General features: G+C 55.9%; 18 protein-coding genes. 4 read left to right on the top strand and 14 right to left on the bottom strand.

What is annotated here, in order from left to right:
• Window positions 1-58 precede the first annotated feature (58 nt).
• Window positions 59-223: a YnfU family zinc-binding protein gene (locus J2Y91_RS19250; protein ID WP_222941354.1), complete on the bottom strand. Its 165-nt coding sequence runs from the start codon at window positions 221-223 to the stop codon at window positions 59-61.
• Between the two features lie 33 nt (window positions 224-256).
• On the bottom strand, window positions 257-520 hold the full coding sequence (locus tag J2Y91_RS19255) for a hypothetical protein (RefSeq protein WP_048914689.1): 264 nt from the start codon (window positions 518-520) through the stop codon (window positions 257-259).
• Window positions 521-785: 265 nt separating this feature from the next.
• Between J2Y91_RS19255 and J2Y91_RS19260 the strand changes: the two genes are divergently transcribed.
• Window positions 786-1,763, top strand: a complete 978-nt coding sequence (locus tag J2Y91_RS19260) for an apurinic/apyrimidinic endonuclease family protein (RefSeq protein WP_133623652.1) — start codon at window positions 786-788, stop codon at window positions 1,761-1,763.
• On the opposite strand, the gene J2Y91_RS19265 is transcribed toward J2Y91_RS19260, so the two are convergent.
• Genes J2Y91_RS19265 through J2Y91_RS19290 form a run of 6 tightly spaced genes read right to left on the bottom strand, consistent with a single transcriptional unit; the run spans window position 1,760 to window position 7,705 of the window.
• Window positions 1,760-2,416: a flavin reductase family protein gene (locus J2Y91_RS19265; RefSeq protein WP_133623651.1), complete on the bottom strand. Its 657-nt coding sequence runs from the start codon at window positions 2,414-2,416 to the stop codon at window positions 1,760-1,762. The genes J2Y91_RS19260 and J2Y91_RS19265 overlap by 4 nt on opposite strands.
• Before the next feature lies 1 nt (window position 2,417).
• On the bottom strand, window positions 2,418-3,842 hold the full coding sequence (locus tag J2Y91_RS19270; protein WP_253539163.1) for a M24 family metallopeptidase: 1,425 nt from the start codon (window positions 3,840-3,842) through the stop codon (window positions 2,418-2,420).
• Window positions 3,843-3,871: 29 nt separating this feature from the next.
• A complete protein-coding gene (locus J2Y91_RS19275; protein ID WP_253539165.1) occupies window positions 3,872-4,702 on the bottom strand; it encodes an ABC transporter permease in 831 nt (276 codons plus the stop codon).
• The gene (locus J2Y91_RS19280) at window positions 4,689-5,516 is read right to left on the bottom strand and encodes an ABC transporter permease (RefSeq protein WP_133623649.1); all 828 of its coding nucleotides are present in this window, start codon (window positions 5,514-5,516) and stop codon (window positions 4,689-4,691) included. Before J2Y91_RS19280 ends, J2Y91_RS19275 begins: the two co-directional genes overlap by 14 nt.
• An 8-nt stretch (window positions 5,517-5,524) precedes the next feature.
• Window positions 5,525-6,574, bottom strand: a complete 1,050-nt coding sequence (locus tag J2Y91_RS19285; RefSeq protein ID WP_133623648.1) for an ABC transporter substrate-binding protein — start codon at window positions 6,572-6,574, stop codon at window positions 5,525-5,527.
• Window positions 6,575-6,589: 15 nt separating this feature from the next.
• A complete protein-coding gene (locus J2Y91_RS19290; RefSeq protein WP_133623647.1) occupies window positions 6,590-7,705 on the bottom strand; it encodes an ABC transporter ATP-binding protein in 1,116 nt (371 codons plus the stop codon).
• A gap of 568 nt (window positions 7,706-8,273) precedes the next feature.
• On the opposite strand from J2Y91_RS19290, the gene J2Y91_RS19295 reads away from it, so the two are divergent.
• The gene (locus J2Y91_RS19295; protein WP_133623646.1) at window positions 8,274-9,377 is read left to right on the top strand and encodes a sugar phosphate isomerase/epimerase family protein; all 1,104 of its coding nucleotides are present in this window, start codon (window positions 8,274-8,276) and stop codon (window positions 9,375-9,377) included.
• 116 nt (window positions 9,378-9,493) lie between these two features.
• Window positions 9,494-10,231: a GntR family transcriptional regulator gene (locus tag J2Y91_RS19300; protein WP_133623645.1), complete on the top strand. Its 738-nt coding sequence runs from the start codon at window positions 9,494-9,496 to the stop codon at window positions 10,229-10,231.
• On the opposite strand, the gene J2Y91_RS19305 is transcribed toward J2Y91_RS19300, so the two are convergent.
• Window positions 10,208-11,428, bottom strand: a complete 1,221-nt coding sequence (locus tag J2Y91_RS19305; protein WP_133623644.1) for an MFS transporter — start codon at window positions 11,426-11,428, stop codon at window positions 10,208-10,210. The two genes, J2Y91_RS19300 and J2Y91_RS19305, sit on opposite strands and share 24 nt — an antisense overlap.
• Before the next feature lie 187 nt (window positions 11,429-11,615).
• Between J2Y91_RS19305 and J2Y91_RS19310 the strand changes: the two genes are divergently transcribed.
• Complete coding sequence (locus tag J2Y91_RS19310) at window positions 11,616-12,824, top strand: diguanylate phosphodiesterase (protein WP_133623643.1); 1,209 nt, start codon at window positions 11,616-11,618, stop codon at window positions 12,822-12,824.
• Window positions 12,825-12,889: 65 nt separating this feature from the next.
• On the opposite strand, the gene J2Y91_RS19315 is transcribed toward J2Y91_RS19310, so the two are convergent.
• The 5 genes from J2Y91_RS19315 to J2Y91_RS19335 all read right to left on the bottom strand — a co-directional run bounded on the left by J2Y91_RS19315 (window position 12,890) and on the right by J2Y91_RS19335 (window position 16,729).
• Window positions 12,890-13,315, bottom strand: a complete 426-nt coding sequence (locus J2Y91_RS19315) for an ASCH domain-containing protein (protein ID WP_133623642.1) — start codon at window positions 13,313-13,315, stop codon at window positions 12,890-12,892.
• A gap of 26 nt (window positions 13,316-13,341) precedes the next feature.
• Window positions 13,342-14,457, bottom strand: a complete 1,116-nt coding sequence (locus tag J2Y91_RS19320; protein ID WP_133623641.1) for a metallophosphoesterase — start codon at window positions 14,455-14,457, stop codon at window positions 13,342-13,344.
• Window positions 14,458-14,592: 135 nt separating this feature from the next.
• A complete protein-coding gene (gene arsC / locus J2Y91_RS19325) occupies window positions 14,593-15,018 on the bottom strand; it encodes a glutaredoxin-dependent arsenate reductase (RefSeq protein ID WP_133623640.1) in 426 nt (141 codons plus the stop codon).
• 58 nt (window positions 15,019-15,076) lie between these two features.
• Complete coding sequence (locus J2Y91_RS19330; protein ID WP_133625072.1) at window positions 15,077-16,363, bottom strand: arsenic transporter; 1,287 nt, start codon at window positions 16,361-16,363, stop codon at window positions 15,077-15,079.
• A gap of 45 nt (window positions 16,364-16,408) precedes the next feature.
• On the bottom strand, window positions 16,409-16,729 hold the full coding sequence (locus J2Y91_RS19335) for a metalloregulator ArsR/SmtB family transcription factor (protein WP_133625071.1): 321 nt from the start codon (window positions 16,727-16,729) through the stop codon (window positions 16,409-16,411).
• Window positions 16,730-16,742: the final 13 nt, after the last annotated feature.

Below are 16,742 nucleotides of genomic sequence, written 5' to 3' on the forward strand. Positions count from 1 at the left end.
TGAAATGGGACGACGTTATAGTTTCAGCAGCTGCCGCAGCGAGAGGAGTCGTTAAGAATTAATGGGGTACGACAAAAAGCGATTTACAGGAGGGGCAGAGTAAGGTCTGATTCTGCCTGATTTTACTCGCCGCATGGGACGACTTATGCCCGCAAATGGGACAAATCGCTGTGGTGGTCGTGGCTTTATTTATGCGTTTCAACGCATCATCTAAAAAAGACATGGAATTGTTCCTCCGTCGCGTTTATCGTCGCCTTTATTTTCTGATGTTCAGAATGCTCTTTAATGACTTTCTATACTCTTTAGTCCAGCCGTTATAAATTTCAGTTAGCGACTCCAGATCGGTCCCTGCCGCCACATGGCGAATAAACAGTCTTGCCTCGCTCTCATTGCGATCGTAGACATAAAGGTTGGCCCATGAATCCACCATCCCTTTTTTCCCATCGACGACAATCTTAGCGTGGTCGAAATTAATCAATGGCCATTGTGCTAACTGCGAGAAAAAATGTTTCTTTTCCATAAGCCACCGTTAATTATGTCGATATTAAGAAAGGCACGGGAAAGGTTATTTATTGTGCATAGCGACTATATACCTAACCATTGACACTGTCCTGCGTGGGGTCACCAGTTTACTAATAACCTCTGCAGACGAGGTAGATTCTGTCATTACCTCGTTTTAACCATGCTAAAGCTGCGGATTCAGCACAACTGCGAGGCCATAACCTGGCTGCCGTGCAAAATTCTAATCGGTTGATACACTTACAGGAAACGAACCGGGAGGAATAATGAAATTAGGCTTTGCCTGCAAATACCTTAATGCTGACTTACAGCAGCCGTACCCTTTTAAATCACCCACGCGCAAGCGTTTTCTTAGCCTGGATCAGGACAAGCGCCGTGAGCTGCTGCTGACGTGTGCCAGCCACAACCTGTCGCAGCTGGCGCACATATTTAGCGAGCTGGCGCAACTGCCGCATCAGTTAAGAATGATGCGTATCGGCAGCGATCTGCTGCCGCTGTTTACCGTTCCCGAAGCGCAGGAGCCGTACCAAAGCCTGCTGCCTGACTTATTGCCTCTGTTCGCGCACGCCGGTGCGCTGGCAAAAAAAGCGGATATCAGGCTGTCGTTTCATCCGGGCCAGTATACGGTTCTGGCTTCGGAAACGCCGGAGGTGGTGGACAGGGCGCTGGTGGACATTGAGTATCATGCGCTGTGCGCCAGATTGCTGGGTTATGGCCGTGAGTTTCAGGATTTCAAGATCAATATCCATATGAACGGGCGCGCCGGTTTTGCCGGGTTCAAAGCCGCCTTTGAGCGGCTCAGCCCGGAAGCCAGGCTGATGCTGACGGTGGAAAATGATGAGGTTTCCTGCTCGCTGGATGATGTTTTGCAGGCCAGAGATCTCTGCCCGATCGTGTTAGATATCCACCATCACTGGGTGAAGGAGAATCAGTTTATACAGCCCAACGATGCGCGCATCGCACTGGTCAAAGAGTCCTGGCGCGGGGTACGGCCGGTGCTGCACTACTCGATTTCTCAGGAGGGATTGATTCCCGAGCAGGGGTTCCCCGATCAGGAGTCGCTGGGGCTGTCAAAAATGAAGCTGCGGGCGCATTCAGACTACTACTTTAACGACACCCTGAACGACTGGGCATTGTCGTTTCGCGATTTCGATATTATGTGCGAAGTGAAAATGAAAAATATCGCCAGCGCAAAGCTGTTGCGGGTCGGGCATGCCCGACCCCTACGGGTAAATAGCGTTTAATCGTGACGTTCGCGCGCTTCCCACTCGTCAGGCGTGAGGGTTTTGATATCAAACTGATCGCGGGTGCGGGTGTAGGTGTGCCCGCCCATGCGGCCCACGGCGTCCATCAACTGCTGGTCGATGTGCAGGTTCTCCAGGTTGACCGCGTCACTACGCACGTAGACACCAAGCACTTCGCCAAGGATGATTTCGCGCGCCGGGCCAACCTGTAACGTAGTGTGGCGGCGGCACTCCAGGGCGGCAGGGGCCGAGAGAATACGCGGGCTGCGCACCCTCTTGCCCGCAGTGGTTTCTAGCCCGGCGAGGCTCATTTCATCCACTTCCGGGCCGAATTTAATCGCGCAGACCTCCATCTGCTCAACCAGCGCATCGTCAACGATATGCACGGTAAACTCCCCGGTTTCGCGGATATTACGCGCGGTATCCTTAAAGCGCATATCGGCGTAGTTTTCCACACCAATCGCCACAATCGCCGGATCGTGGGTCAGCACGTTAAAAAAGCTGAATGGGCCGGCGTTGGGCTGGCCTTCCTTGCTCAGCGTGGTGACCAGCGCGATAGGGCGCGGGATCACAGTGCCGATCAGTAGCTTGTAGCGGTCGCGCTCCCCCAGCTCGGCAAAGTCAAAATAGGTATGCCCTGGCATCGTTTTCATCTCAGGCTCCGGCGGCAATGCGGTGAGTTTCCAGCGGGGTGTGGCGGCTGAGGTTTTCAAAGCCATCCTGCGTCACCACGTACATATCGCCAATATTGCAGCCCGCCGACAGCGGCTCCAGCCACTGGGTATGCATCACAAAGACCATGCCTTCCTCCAGACGATCGTAGTTGTGCGAGGAGATGTTAAAGCTGTTCTGACCGCCCGCCATGCCAACGGAATGGCCGAGGTTCGGGTTATGTGGCCCGTGCGTGGCCGGGTAGACGTGCATCAGCTTACGGCCCTGCGCTTCGTAGTCCGCATCCGGCACGTACTGCTGCGGGATCAGCCTGGCCGAACCGTCAGGCATTGGCGACCAGTTGTACGGCATGGTGCGCGCCTCCGGGGAGGCCAGCAACCCGGCTTCAATCATTGGCGCAAAAGCGGCGTTATTGATATCGCGCATCAGCGCGCCGGGCTTAATCAGCTTCTCAGCATTTTTCACCCCTGCAGTACAGGCATCCAGCACCAACTGCTGGCGCCCGGTGATCTCGCCGACGGCGATCATGCGTGCGGTCTGCGCAGTATAACCCCGCCAGGTGACGTTGGAGATATACAGGTTGATCAGGTCGCCCGGGCGCACCACGTGGCCGTAAGGTTTGCCGCAGTGAGTGCCAAACTGGTTAATGCCAATCTGGTAGCCGTCGCCGGTTTCGCCGCCAAACGCCATCTGCGCCGCGGTGAAAGCAGCAAAGATTTCGTAATCGGTAACGCCCGGTTTGGCCACGTGCCAGGCGGCCTGTGTGCCGATACCGATCAGCTGCGCGGCGGCGCGGAACATCTCAATTTCGCGCGGGGAGCGCACCTTCTGCAGGCGATCGAGGATGGCGTTATCGGCAATAAATTTGCTGCCCGGCAGCATCGACTCCACGGCAGCCCAGAAGGTCAATGAAGTGCGGTCGCCGATTTTTCCGATCTGCGCTTTTGCCAGACCAAGATCGCTCAGCAGCTGCGCGCACTTCTCGGCAGTTTTCATCACCGAGTCACCCGGGCGGTCGGCGTATTCACGTCCGATCGGACCAATCTGCCAAATCTCGTCAACCAGCAGCGGCTCGCCGCCCGGAGGCAGCAGCACCGACTGAGTGAAGAAGGAGAGCAGCACCAGCGCTTTGTCAGCATCGGTCGGGATAATCAGCACGCCTTCGCGCATCCAGTCACAGATATAGCGCAGATAGTGATTCGAGGCGTGGAACCAGCCCACGCTGCCGGCATGAACGATAATCGCATCATGCCCGGCTTCCACCGCCTGACGGCGGATTTTGCGCAGGCGCTCTTCAAATTCTTCCAGCGGCAGCGGCAGTGGAGCAGAGAAGTCGAAATCTGGCTGGAAGTCCGCCAGCAGGGCGCCGATGCGATAGCCTGGTGCCTGAGTCGCACGAGTATTCATAGTCATTCCTTGTCTTTCTATTCAGAGAGTTAAGATGCCTGCGGGCGCGGGGCCAGCACACGCCGGGCGACCAGCATGCCGAGCAGGGTTAGTGCAATCAAAATGCCGGAGATCGCCGCGACGCGCACGTCGAGGGACTCCTCAATCATCGCAAACATGCGCAGCGGCAGCACCGTGGTGCTGGCATCGGCGAGGAACAGGGACACGGTGACGTTATCCAGCGACTGGATAAACACCAGGAACGCCCCCGCCATTATGCCGGGCATCAGTAATGGTAATGTGACGCGGCGCAGGGTCATAAACCAGCTGGCCCCCATAGTGGTTGAGGCTTCCGCCAGCGACGGGTTAATCCCCTGCGCCACCACCGACGCGGCGCGGTACATCAGCGGGCCAAACACCACCACGTGGCCGACCACGTTCAGCCAAAGCGAAGGCGGGAAGCCGATAAAGTTGGCGACAATCAGCGCCGCCAGGCCATACACCAGGCTCGGCAGCACCAGCGGGGCCAGCAGCAGCGGCTCGATGGTGCTGACGCTGCGGCGCTTCATGCGCGTCATACCGATGGTGGCAGGCACGGCAAACAGCAGGGCGCCCAGTACCGCCAGCGCGGCGATTTTGAACGAGTTCCAGGCGGCAATATGCTCGGTCGCCGAGCGCACCGGGTCGAGCAGCGCCTCATACCAGCGCAGCGAGAAGCCCTGCGGCGGATATTTCAGCGTCTGTCCGGAGGTGAACGACATCATCACCGCGATGACGATCGGCGCCACCAGGTAGATCACACACAGCGTGCCGAAGCCATAAACGAACAGCTTGTACAGCAGGCCTGGAATCGGGTTTTCACGATGATTAGACATGGCCATTCAGCCTCCGGTGGCGTGAAATCATGGTAAGGGCAACCAGCAGGCAGCCGGTGGAGACCAGCAGCACCACGGCGATAGCCGAGGCCATCGGCCAGTCAAACAGCGTGCCAACCTCGCGATAGATCAGCTGTGGAACATAGACGTTGCGCGCGCCGCCAATCACCGCCTGGGTGACGAACGAGCTGCTGGTACTGGCGAAGACCAGGATCCAACCCGCCAGCAGACCCGGCAGCATCAGCGGCAACAGCACTGTCACCAGCACGCGCCACGGCCCGGCACCGGAAATCTGTGCCGCTTCGGTCAGCTGGTACGGCGTGCGTGACAGAATGGCAATCAGCGGCAGGATAATCAGCGGCAGGTCTATCTGGCACATCGCCAGCAGCAGACCGGTTTCGGTAAACATCAGGCTGGTCGACATGTCGGTCACACCAAGGAACATCAGCGCTTCGCTGATCGGTCCCTGGCGTCCGAGAATGACGATCCAGGCAAAGGTGCGTACCACGTTGCTGGTCAGCATCGGGATCAGCGTCAGAAAAATCAGCACCTGGCGCAGCGTGCGCCCGCCGTGCCAGTAAAGCAGGGCGATCGGCACCCCCAACAGGGTGGTGCCGATCACGGTTTCAATCCCCAGCCGTGCGGTGTTAACCAGCACGCGGAAGTTAAACGCGTCGCCGAAGAAGTTGGCGTAGTGCTGTAACGTCACGCCGCCATCTTTGGTGAAACTGAAAGCGATCAGAACCGCGAGCGGCGTCGCGAAGAACACCACGGAAAGCAACAGCATGGGGATAACATACGGGAAGCCGCTCTGTTTCATCTCTTACCTCAACCTGCTACCAGCGCATCAAACTGACGGATCCAGGTGTCACGATTTTTATTGATGATGTTCCAGTCCGGATAGACCAGTGATTTGACCTGCTCGCGGGTGATGTACGCCGCAATCGCCGGGGTCAGCTCAACATTTTTGTTAGTCGGGAACATTTCGGTCGGCGGCTGCTCCAGTTTGGTTTGCGCAAACTGTGAAATCGCGGCGTCCATATAGGCGTAGGCGGCATCCAGATTTTTGCTGCCTTTGGTCAGATGGATATTGACCGGGGCGGCAGGTGAGCCGGTTTCCGGATGGACAAACTCGGCCTTCATTCCCAGGCTTTTCAGGCGCGCCACGTTGTTGGTGCTGCACATAAATACGGCGATATTGCCCTGCTGGAACTGCGTCATCTGACTGTTGGTGCTGTCGACAATACTGGCCATCTGCTCCGGATGCTTTCTGAACAGGTCAAACACCGCCTGCATATCGTCCGGGCCTTTACCGTAGATTTTGGCAATTTCGGTATAGGCCATCACCGCGGTGTTAGAGCCAAACCCGGTCCATGACACCAGGCCTTTATAGGCCGGGTTCTCAAACAGGTCGGCATAGCCTTTCGGGCGCGGCACCAGCTCCGGGTTGTAGGCAATGCCGTTCACTTCCACCGTCACGGTCGGGCCGTACTCGCCCTGGAACGCCGGGTCGAGCAGGTTCCAGTTTTTCAGGCGGGAAGGGTCGATCTTCTGGATCAGACCTTTATCCACCGCCACCGTCATCTGGCCTGGCGACATGAGCAGCGTGTCGTACGGCGGGTTGCCCGGGCTGGCCATCACTTTTGCCAGCTGGTCCTGCGCCATAGCCGGGGAGACGGTCAGTCCAAAACCCTGCTTCTTGAGAATATCGCCCAATACAGTGCGGTAAGCATCTTCCCAGTTACCGGGGAAGGTCGCCGCGACCGCCGTGCCGCCGCTGGCCGCAACTGCGCGCAGCGAGAGTGGCAGCATGGCGGAAGCCGCAACGCCTGCCACGATCTGACCAAACCGACGACGACTGATTTCAAAATCTTTCATGGTGTTCACCTCTGCTTATTCATTCATAGGTTGCGGTTCAGCCGGGAAGGCGTGACAGCGTGCAGTATCAATCTCAGCGTAAAGTTGCGCTCCAGGCTGCGGGATGAAGGTTGACGGTCCGCGCACTTCGGAGGCGCGTAGCGTGGTGCCATCCTCCATCGCCAGGTCATGGACCAGCGTTGGGCCGAGCGGCAGCGAAACGGTCATCCGCACCGGCTGGGTGTTTTCCCCCGCCTGCTTTGCCAGCCGCACCTCTTCAGGGCGGAAGGTGACCGTGACCTTCGAGCCGGTGGTAAAGTTGAGACGGCGCGGCAGGCGCAGCGTGCGCTCATCCGATAACCCAATCAGCGTGGTGTCGTTATCAAAACGCAGCACGGTGCCGTGCAGCTGGTTGGTCTGCCCGATAAAGGTGTTTACAAACAGCGTTTTTGGCCGGTCATACACCGCCATCGGCGTGTCGATCTGCTCAACATTACCTTTATTCATCAGCACCAGGCGGTTCGCCAGGCTCTGCGCCTCTTCCTGATCGTGGGTGACGATCAGCGTGGTGATACCCAGCGTTTTTTGCAGATGCAGCAGTTCCACCTGCAGGTCGAAACGCAGCGCCCGATCCAGTGCGCCAAATGGCTCATCGAGCAGCAGCAGAGAAGGGCGGCCGGCAATGGCACGCGCCACGGCAACGCGCTGCTGCTGACCACCGGAAAGCTCGCGCGGCAGGCGGTTACCGTATTCGTTCAGCTGCACCAGGTTCAGCATTTCGGCGACGCGCTGCTTGCGCTCAGCGCGGGAAACCTGCTGGCACGCCAGCGGGTAAGCGATGTTTTCGGCCACGGTCAGGTGCGGGAATAATGCATAGTTCTGGAACACCATGCCGATACCGCGCCCTCTGGCCGACACCCCGGCGAGATCCTGATTACCGAGTACGATTTTTCCCGCCTTCGGCTGGATCAATCCGGCAATGGCACGCAGCACGGTGGATTTACCGCAGCCGCTCGGGCCGAGCAGCGCGACAATTTCGCCCGGTTCAATGTTAAAGGAGACATCGCTGATGGCGTTACTGCTGCCGTAGCTGTGGGTCAGGCCCTGAACGCTGAGGCGCTTACTTTCAGCGGTGTTGTGCATATCTGGCATAAAATGCTTCCCTGGTTCTGAGTAGCGGTCACAAGACGTTTTGGTGCTTGGGAAGCATTTTGCAAGCCGCATGCCAGGTTCATAACTGCAGAGGGTTAATGATCACAAGGCATTGAATGTAATGTAATAATTAAAATTTAATAACATTCGCAAGTTTTTGCGAATAAAAGTTATCCTTACTATTCGAAAAGAAAGTTACCATTTAAGCACCCCCATTTGGTGCAACACTATCGTCATTTTGGTGCAAAAAAGCGACGAAAAATCCTGTCACAGCGAATGTTCTGATGCCGTGAAGCACGTAATTTACCCGTAATAAGCCTGGCCAGTTCCTGACGGGACGGGCTTTTGGGAAAATTCGCTGCTTAAGCCGTTTGCTATGACACCAAAGGGATAATCGATTAGCATAATGATTCGCAAATATATTCGACAATCTAGTGATTAAAATATTCTCGATAATAATCATAGTGATATGGTGGAGTTGCTGCACTAAATGTTGCGTCTGGCATGCGGCTTGCAACAGCGGCTGGTGCTCATACGGTAAAATCAGATCGTTATTAAGGAACAGGTTATGAAACTAGGCATTGATGGGTTAAAGCTGCCCGAAGTTAAGAAACGCGGCCCGCTGGCCAGCCTCGATCACGTCAAGGCGCTGGGTCTGCAGGGGATCTTCTTCAGCACCGTGCTGGATATGAGCCCGACGCTGGACTGCGGCGAGCTGCGCGACATCCGCGCCAAAGCTGACGATCTGGGGCTGTATCTGGAAAGTGGCCTTGGCAAAATCAACCCTTACTGCAGTGCCGAAGCGCCGGAGCTGCGCGCCATCGGCAACGGCGACATGATTGCCGGGCTGACGCGCATGATTGAGGCCAGCGCTGCTATCGACTGCCGCGAGATGTGGGTTTCACCGGGCAACTTCAAAGCGCAGTATCCGGGGCGCCTGGCGGTGGACCGTTTCCGTACCGACGTCACGTGGGAAGAGCAGCTGCTGGCAATGGAAAAGGTGCTGCACAAAATGGCCCCGGTGGCACGCGCCCACGGGGTGCATATGAACGTCGAAACCCACGATGAGATCACCTCGTTCGAGATCCTGCGCATGATTGAAGCGGTAGGGGAAGATTGCGTGGGCGTGGTCCTGGACACCGCCAACATGGTGCAGCGCGGCGAACATCCGGTGCTGGCCGCGCAGCGCCTGGCGCCGTGGGTGCGCCAGACGCATATCAAAGATGCCTATATCGGGCGCGCGCCGGGCGGCATTGATTTCCAGCCGCGCCCGTGCGGAAGCGGCGTGGTCGACTTTGCCGCCATTCTGCCGATGCTGGCGAAGGTCAACCCCGAGATGACGCTGTCGCTGGAGATTGCGCAATCGACCGATGACAACCGCCGCCGCGCCAACCCGCGCCAGTGCATTCAGATTGATGACCCGATCTGGCGTGCGGGGCATCCAGACCTGACGGCCGGGGAACTGGAAGCCTATTTTACGCTGGTGGACAGCTATGCGCAGCGCGTGGCAGCAGGAGAAGTCGAAGACTGGGAAAGCTATGAAAGCTCACGCTACGGCTACCCGACCTATCAGCAGCAGAACTATGGCTTTGATGAGGCGATCGCCTTTATCCAGCAGTCGGCCAGCCACATTCGCGCCATTTGCGCCCAGCAGGGCATCACTTTATCCTGACGGTTGCGTAGCAAGTTTCTGACAAAGATAAACCACACCGCAGATTGCTGTTGCGGTAAATTATCCGGCAAGCATCAACACCCACCAGAAATGAAACAGAGGACAGGGAGACAGCCATGAAAAAAGCGCGCGCCAGAGCGACGCCTGTAGCCAGAACAGAGGGCAGCAGCGCCGATCACAGTGAGGATGTGTCTGAACGGATCCGCGCCACGCTGGCGGCCGCTATCGGTGAAGGGGCGCTAAAACCCGGTAGCAAAATACTGGAAGAGGCCATCGCCGAGCATTTCGGCGTCAGTCGTACCGTGGTGCGTGGCGCGCTGGGCGTGCTGGAAAGCGACCATCTGCTGGAGAGAAAGCGAAATCGTGGCACCTTCGTGGCAGAGCCGAGCATCGAGCAGGCCAGGCACCTGTTTGAAGCACGCCGCCAGCTGGAAGGGGGGCTGCTGGAGTTCGTGGTGGCGCGAGCCAGCGCTGAACAGCTGGATGCGCTGGCCCGTCTGGCCGACGAAGAGGAGCAGATCCATCATCACGGCGACGAGAAATCCAAAACGGTGCTTTCCGGTAAGTTCCATATCGTGCTGGCCGAGCTGGCGGGCAACCCGGTGCTGACCGAGATGCTGGCGAAGATCGTCGCCCGCCTGTCGCTGGTGATGTCTTTGTACGAAGAGGAGCGCAAGGATGACTGCGGCGCCGATCACCACCGCCAGATTGTCAGCGCCCTGAAAGCCAAAGATCTGACCAAAGCCCGTCAGCTGATGGACCACCATCTGGCCGATATTGAACGGCGGGTACGCCTGACGGAAGGCCACGGCGATCGGCATTCGTTTATCTCAATGCTGGAGAACTTCTCCTGAGGTTCTCTTCATCGCCATCCGGTGCCCCATGCGGAAGAACAGCAGGCCAGCGGCGGAGAAGGCGATTAGCGCGCAAAACATCACCGGCGGTGCCGTGTAGCTCAGCAGGAAACCGCACAGCACCGGGTTAATGGCACCGCCGATATTGCTCAGGTTCTGCATGCCGTAGTAGCTGCCTTTCATATGGTCCGGCGCAATAAAGTCGATAAACATGTACTCCACCGGGATCACAATCAGCTCGCCAAAGCTGAAGATGGTCATCGCGATCATCCACAGCAGTACCGAGGTACCGGCCAGCATAAAGCCGGCCAGCCCGAGGATGAAAAACAGCGTGCCGAAAAACAGCCACTTCAGCAGGTTATTCTGCTTCATCCCACTGCTCATCACGTACTGGAAAGCGATAACAATTATCGCGTTGGTGATCATGATGGCGCCGATGATCTTATAAGCCTGTGCGGCGTCCGAGATAATGATCAGATACTGCGACAGATAGCCGGTGAACTGGCCAAACACAATCGCACCAAAGGTGCTGCCGAGGGTGAAATAGACCAGGCAACGGTCGCGCATCAGGATGGCTAAGGTCTGGCGCAGGTCAGGTTTTTCCAGCGGTTTCAGCTCAACATCGTTGCGCGCCGGGCTGTTGGGGATGTTGCGTAATCCTACCGCCAGAGCAATGACCGTGCCCAGCGCCAGGCTACCGGATATCATAAACGGTAGCTTAGGATCAAAGCCCGCCAGCCACACGCCCAGTGATGAACCAATGGCCCAGCCGACATTAATGAGCGTGTAGTTCATCGAAAACGCTTTTACCCGCTTCTCTACAGGCAGCCAGGCGGCAATGCAGGCTTTAATGGTAATGCTCAAAAGTGCATAGGAAGCGTTAAGCAGGGCAATCACCATCACCACGCTACTGACCTGCGGCAGGATTGGCAGCAGAAAAAAGCTCAGCGCGAACAGGCTGATAGAGAGGGTGATTAAAGTTCGGTGGTTAAATTTGTCGACCAGATAGCCGCCGTAAAGGCTGCTGAAAATACCGATAGCCAGGCTGGCGCCCATAATAATGCCGACGCTTTTCGGCAGCAGGTGGTAATGCTCGGTCAGGTAGATAGTGAGAAACGGCAGGGTGACGCCGCGCCCGATGGTCAGCACCAGTGAGCCGGCGAGCAGGGCGAGGATAATTGGCGGCATTCCTTTCATTTGAGCAACGTTATTCCATCAAATATTTAACAACCAGACCCGCTACTCTACTAAAAAATTCCAGATTAAACGACAGCTTATATAAAAAACGCCTGGCAGATTTAATGGAATAACAGATAGCACTGGACAACACCGCAAGGGATTCTGTTAATGTAAGCCTTTAAAAGACCAGTATTGCGGAATTTTTATGTTATCTACCCTCATCTATCGCAGCCATCTTTCCGATAATGTTCCGCTAAGCTCGCTGGACAAAATTGTACAAAAGGCAAATAAAAACAACCAGTTAATTGGCGTTACCGGCATTTTGCTGTTTAACGGCACGCATTTCTTCCAGGTGCTGGAAGGCCCTGAACAAGCAGTCAGTAAGCTTTATGAACATATCTGTCGCGATCCCCGTCATCATAATGTCGTGGAACTGATGCGCGACTACGCGCCGTTCCGGCGATTTGGTAATGTCGGCATGGAGCTGTTCTCGCTTCATGAGTTTGATAAAGCCTCGGTGCTGCAGGCAGTACTGGATAAAGGCACATCGGAATTTCTGCTGACCTGGGATGACCGCGCGCTTCAGTTTCTGCGCACCTTTGTCGAATCCTGGGAGAAAGAAAACTATTTCGAAATCCCACCTGCCGGTCAGTGGGAATTTATCGCCACGGACGATCTACCCTTAGCCGATGCAGACTTTGCACCGGGCGAGGATATTAGCTTTGCCTTCCAGCCAATTATCGACCCGCTGGCCGGAACCATCGTCTCCCTTGAAGCCCTGTTGCGCAGCGCACAGGGGCTTTCACCGCTGGATTATTTTGCCAGTTTGCCGCGTGAGGAGCTTTACCGCCGCGACCTGGAATCCAAGAGCCAGGCCCTGGCTCTGGCAAAAGAGCTGCAAATTGATGACATCACCTTCTCGATTAACCTGCTGCCGATGACGCTGGTTGAGATCCCGAATGCCGTGGATTACTTACTGGGTGAGATTGCCCGACACGGACTGGTGCCTCAGCAGATCGTGGTAGAGGTGACTGAAACTGAGGTGATTTCGAATATCGAAGCATTCTCCAGCGCGTTGAAACATCTGAAAGCGGCGGGTATCAGTCTGGCAATAGATGACTTTGGTGCCGGCTCCGCCGGTCTGCTGCTGCTTTCACGCGTGCAGCCGGAGAGAATCAAGATTGATCGTAATATTATCAGTGATGTGCACAAAAGCGGCCCTAAACAGGCAATCGTTCAGGCCATAATTAAATGCTGTTCTTCGCTGGAAATAGCCGTTATTGCCGAAGGCGTGGAAAAACCAGAAGAGTGGATGTGGCTGGAAGCAGCAGGCATCTGTCAGTTCCAGGGGTTCCTGTTTGCTAAACCGCTGCTGAAAGGCATCCCCCCTGTTGCATGGCCTGAATTGAAATAACCCGGTTTGTCTACGACGCGGTGAAGCGGGTGTTTAATAACCAGGGGGAATATCCCCCCTGACATTTATACGTCTTGCGCGGCATGGCGCTCAATCAGTTGAAACTCTTCTGCCACCAGTTCCATTTCTGCAGAGTAGCAACCCTCATGCTCAAAAAATGCTTTGTGAACTTCCTGCCAATATTTAAGGCTTAAGTCTCCTTCGCCCTCTTTTCTCGCAAACTCTTCAGTGACATCGCAGAAGCGCAAGATGCGCATAGCGACCGTCCTGATGACGCACACCGGCTCACCCTTGCCGTTAAGGATGATGCTGTAGCCGCCAATCGTCGGTGCGTCATCTTCATTGATAAAAGATGAGAGTGAGCCACAGGACGCGGTTTTAACTCCTTGCACAACCAGGGCTGCCAGTTCATCCGCCATCTCGCACGAGTTGCCAAATGCCCAGGCAATAGCGCCGGGATATTTTTCCTTCAGGCTTGCCAGAAGATCCATTTCACTTCCTTAATTATCAGGGGGGATTATTTTTTCCGCGTCAGCGTGATGCGCGTCAGCTCCGACGGGCGGCCCACGCGTACCGCCATTCCCGGCCACAGCGCCGTGCCGTTATTTACATACAGCTGCATGCCATCAACATCGTAAAGCCCGGAGACAAAGCCGCCGTTGGGTTTGGCAAACAGGCGGTCTAAGCCGACGATTAAACCACCGTGAGTATGGCCTGACAGCTGAATATCGACCCCGTGTTTCGCATTTTCACGGGCGTTTTTTGGCTGGTGGTCGAGCAACACCACCGGCGCGTTGTCAGGGGCATCAGCCAGTGCTTTTGCCAGATTGGGGCCGTTAGCGCCCCGGCCCGGTGCAGAAGTATCGGGCAACCCGGCAATCACCAGGCTGGCGTTGCCGCGAGAAATGACAGAATGACTGTTTAGCAGGGGCTTCAATCCTAAAGACGCCAGATGCCCGGTCCAGGCCTGCTGCTCGAAGAAATATTCGTGATTGCCGGTAATCGCCAACACGCCATCGGGCGCATGCAGATTGCGCAGCGGCTCCACGTCCTTAATGCGATTTTTCAACGTGCCGTCAATCACATCCCCGGTAACCACAATCAGGTCAACATTCAGCTCCAGCGCACGCCTGACTAACGCGGCACTCCAGCTGGCGTTAAAAAGCGGGGTGATGTGCATATCGGTTAGCTGGAGCATTTGGTAACCCTCAAACTCCTGCGGTAAATCAGCAACCTGAATCGTCACATCCTTGAGAGGGGGAACGCGTATTGCCTGCTGCACGCCCCAGCTGGCCAGGCCGAATGCCAGCAGGGCAGCCAGGTAGCGCACGCCGGGAGCAATCTCCAACGGGTGGCGCAACAGCATCGCGACCAGCGCAACCACATCAATCAGGATCTGGGCGAGGGCGAGGAACAGCACCGCGCTGTAAACCCAGTTGAACAGGATTATGACTAATCTTGGCATCTCCGCAGAAAAGATGCTGCCAGAAGTGAAGCGGCCTATCAGCAGATACTGTGAGGCAAGCAGCGCCAGCAGAGAAAGAGTGATTTTTAACGCCAGTGGCATGGAGAGTGGAATGATAAAACGGGCAATAACATACCAACTCGGTATGCTGAAAATAAGGTGAAACATGGCGATTTTCCCTGTTAAACGCGGCGATTGTTAGCGCAGTAGCAAGATGAAAATGGATAAAGCTTTAATCAAGCAGATTATCATACGGAGAAAATGCGCCGCGAAACACCCCAGATACTGGCCTGAATGTGCCTTTTAGCTCAGCCTGCGCCCGTTTTTATCGACAACTTTTTCCCCGTCTTCTTTACTGAATTCGCCGCGCTGAGCCGCTGGCAAAATGTCTAAAACTTTCTCTGAAGGGCGGCACAGCCGGGTTCCGAGCGCAGTGACAACGACAGGGCGGTTCATCAGGATCGGATGTGCCAGTATTGCGCTGATAAGCTCATCATCAGTGAAAGCGGCGTTCTCCAGATCCAGCTGCTGATAAGGCTCCGTGTTTTTGCGCAGCAGGTCGCGCACGGAAATTCCCATATCAGCAATTAGCTTAACCAGCTCGGCGCGGGTGGGCGGTGTTTCCAGATAGAGGATCACCGTCGGCTCCGTGCCGCTGTTGCGGATCATTTCAAGGGTATTGCGCGACGTCCCGCAGTCGGGATTATGATAAATAGTTACATGGCTCATTTTGTCACTCTCATTTCTCTATTATTAAAACCCCGGAATGGCTATTCCGGGGCCGGGGTTAAACGATGGACAGCCGCAGCGCCAGAGCGCACAGCGTGACAAACAGCACCGGAATCGTCATCACGATGCCGGCACGGAAGTAGTATCCCCAGCTGACTGTGATGTTTTTCTGCGCTAAAACATGTAGCCACAGCAGCGTGGCAAGGCTGCCAATCGGGGTGATTTTTGGCCCTAAATCACTGCCGATTACATTGGCATAAATCATCGCTTGTTTAATCACTCCCGTGGCCTGGTTGCTTTCTATCGACAGCGCGCCAACCAGCACGGTCGGCATATTGTTCATCACGGAGGAGAGGAACGCCGTCAGGAAGCCGGTTCCGAGGGTTGCGGCCCACACTCCATGTTCAGCCAGCTGATTCAGCAGGGAGGAGAGATACAGGGTCAGCCCGGCGTTGCGCAGGCCATAAACCACCAGGTACATGCCCAGTGAGAAGATAACGATCTGCCAGGGCGCGCCGCGCAGTACCTTAGCGGTATTGATCGCATGGCCTTTTTTTGCCACGGCAAACAGGATCAGTGCGCCAGCAGCGGCCACCAGACTGACCGGAACGCCAAGTGGCTCCAGTGCGAAGAAGCCGGCCAGCAGCAGAACCAGAACCAGCCAGCCTGCTTTAAACGTGCTGCTATCGCGAATGGCCTCTTTTGGCGCCTTTAGCAGCGAAATATCGTAAACCGCTGGGATCTCTTTACGGAAAAACAGGTGCAGCATGAGCAGCGTAGCCACGATAGCAGCCAGGTTAACCGGCACCATCACGGCGGCGTACTGGGTAAATCCAAGCTTGAAGAAGTCTGCCGAGACAATGTTAACCAGGTTCGAGACGATCAACGGCAGGCTGGCGGTATCGGCAATAAAACCGGCGGCCATCACAAAAGCCAGGGTTGCTGCCGGGCTGAAACCCAGCGCCAGCAGCATGGCAATCACGATGGGCGTCAGGATCAGTGCAGCACCATCATTGGCGAACAGCGCGGCCACCATCGCACCCAGCAGAATAATCCAGCTAAACAACTGGCGGCCACGGCCTTTGCCCCAGCGGGCAACGTGCAGGGCGGCCCATTCAAAGAAACCCGACTCATCCAGCAGCAGGCTGATGATGATCACCGCAATAAAGGTGGCCGTCGCATTCCAGACGATGTGCCAGACCACCGCAATATCAGCGAGATGAACAACCCCTGTGACCAGCGCCAGGCCTGCACCCAGCATGGCGCTCCAGCCAATACCCAGCCCTCTGGGTTGCCAGATAACCAGGGTTAGCGTCAGTAAAAATATTGCACTTGCCAGTAACATCATAATTCCCACTCACATTCATTTAAATGTATGTATGCTGCATGCTCAACAGGAGGCTTCCGCCGCCTGTCTGAGTTTTTCTCGTATGTGCTCGCGTTCGCAATTCCACGCAGAATCGATAATGGCTGCCGCCCAGGCGGGCATGTGCGGCGACAAACGGTAGTGCACCCATTTGCCTTCACGGCGATCGGTTACCAGCTCCGCCTCACGCAATAGCGCCATATGGCGCGATATTTTCGGCTGCGACTCTGCGGTTACGGCACAGATATCGCAGACGCAAAGCTCGCCGGACTCGCGCAGCAGCATCACCACCGTCGAGCGTGTTTCATCAGCAAGCAGTTTAAAAAGTTGTAGCGGGTGCAGCATGGCTAACCTCGAT

It is taken from the genome of Erwinia aphidicola (assembly GCF_024169515.1).
Lineage (GTDB): Bacteria > Pseudomonadota > Gammaproteobacteria > Enterobacterales > Enterobacteriaceae > Erwinia > Erwinia aphidicola.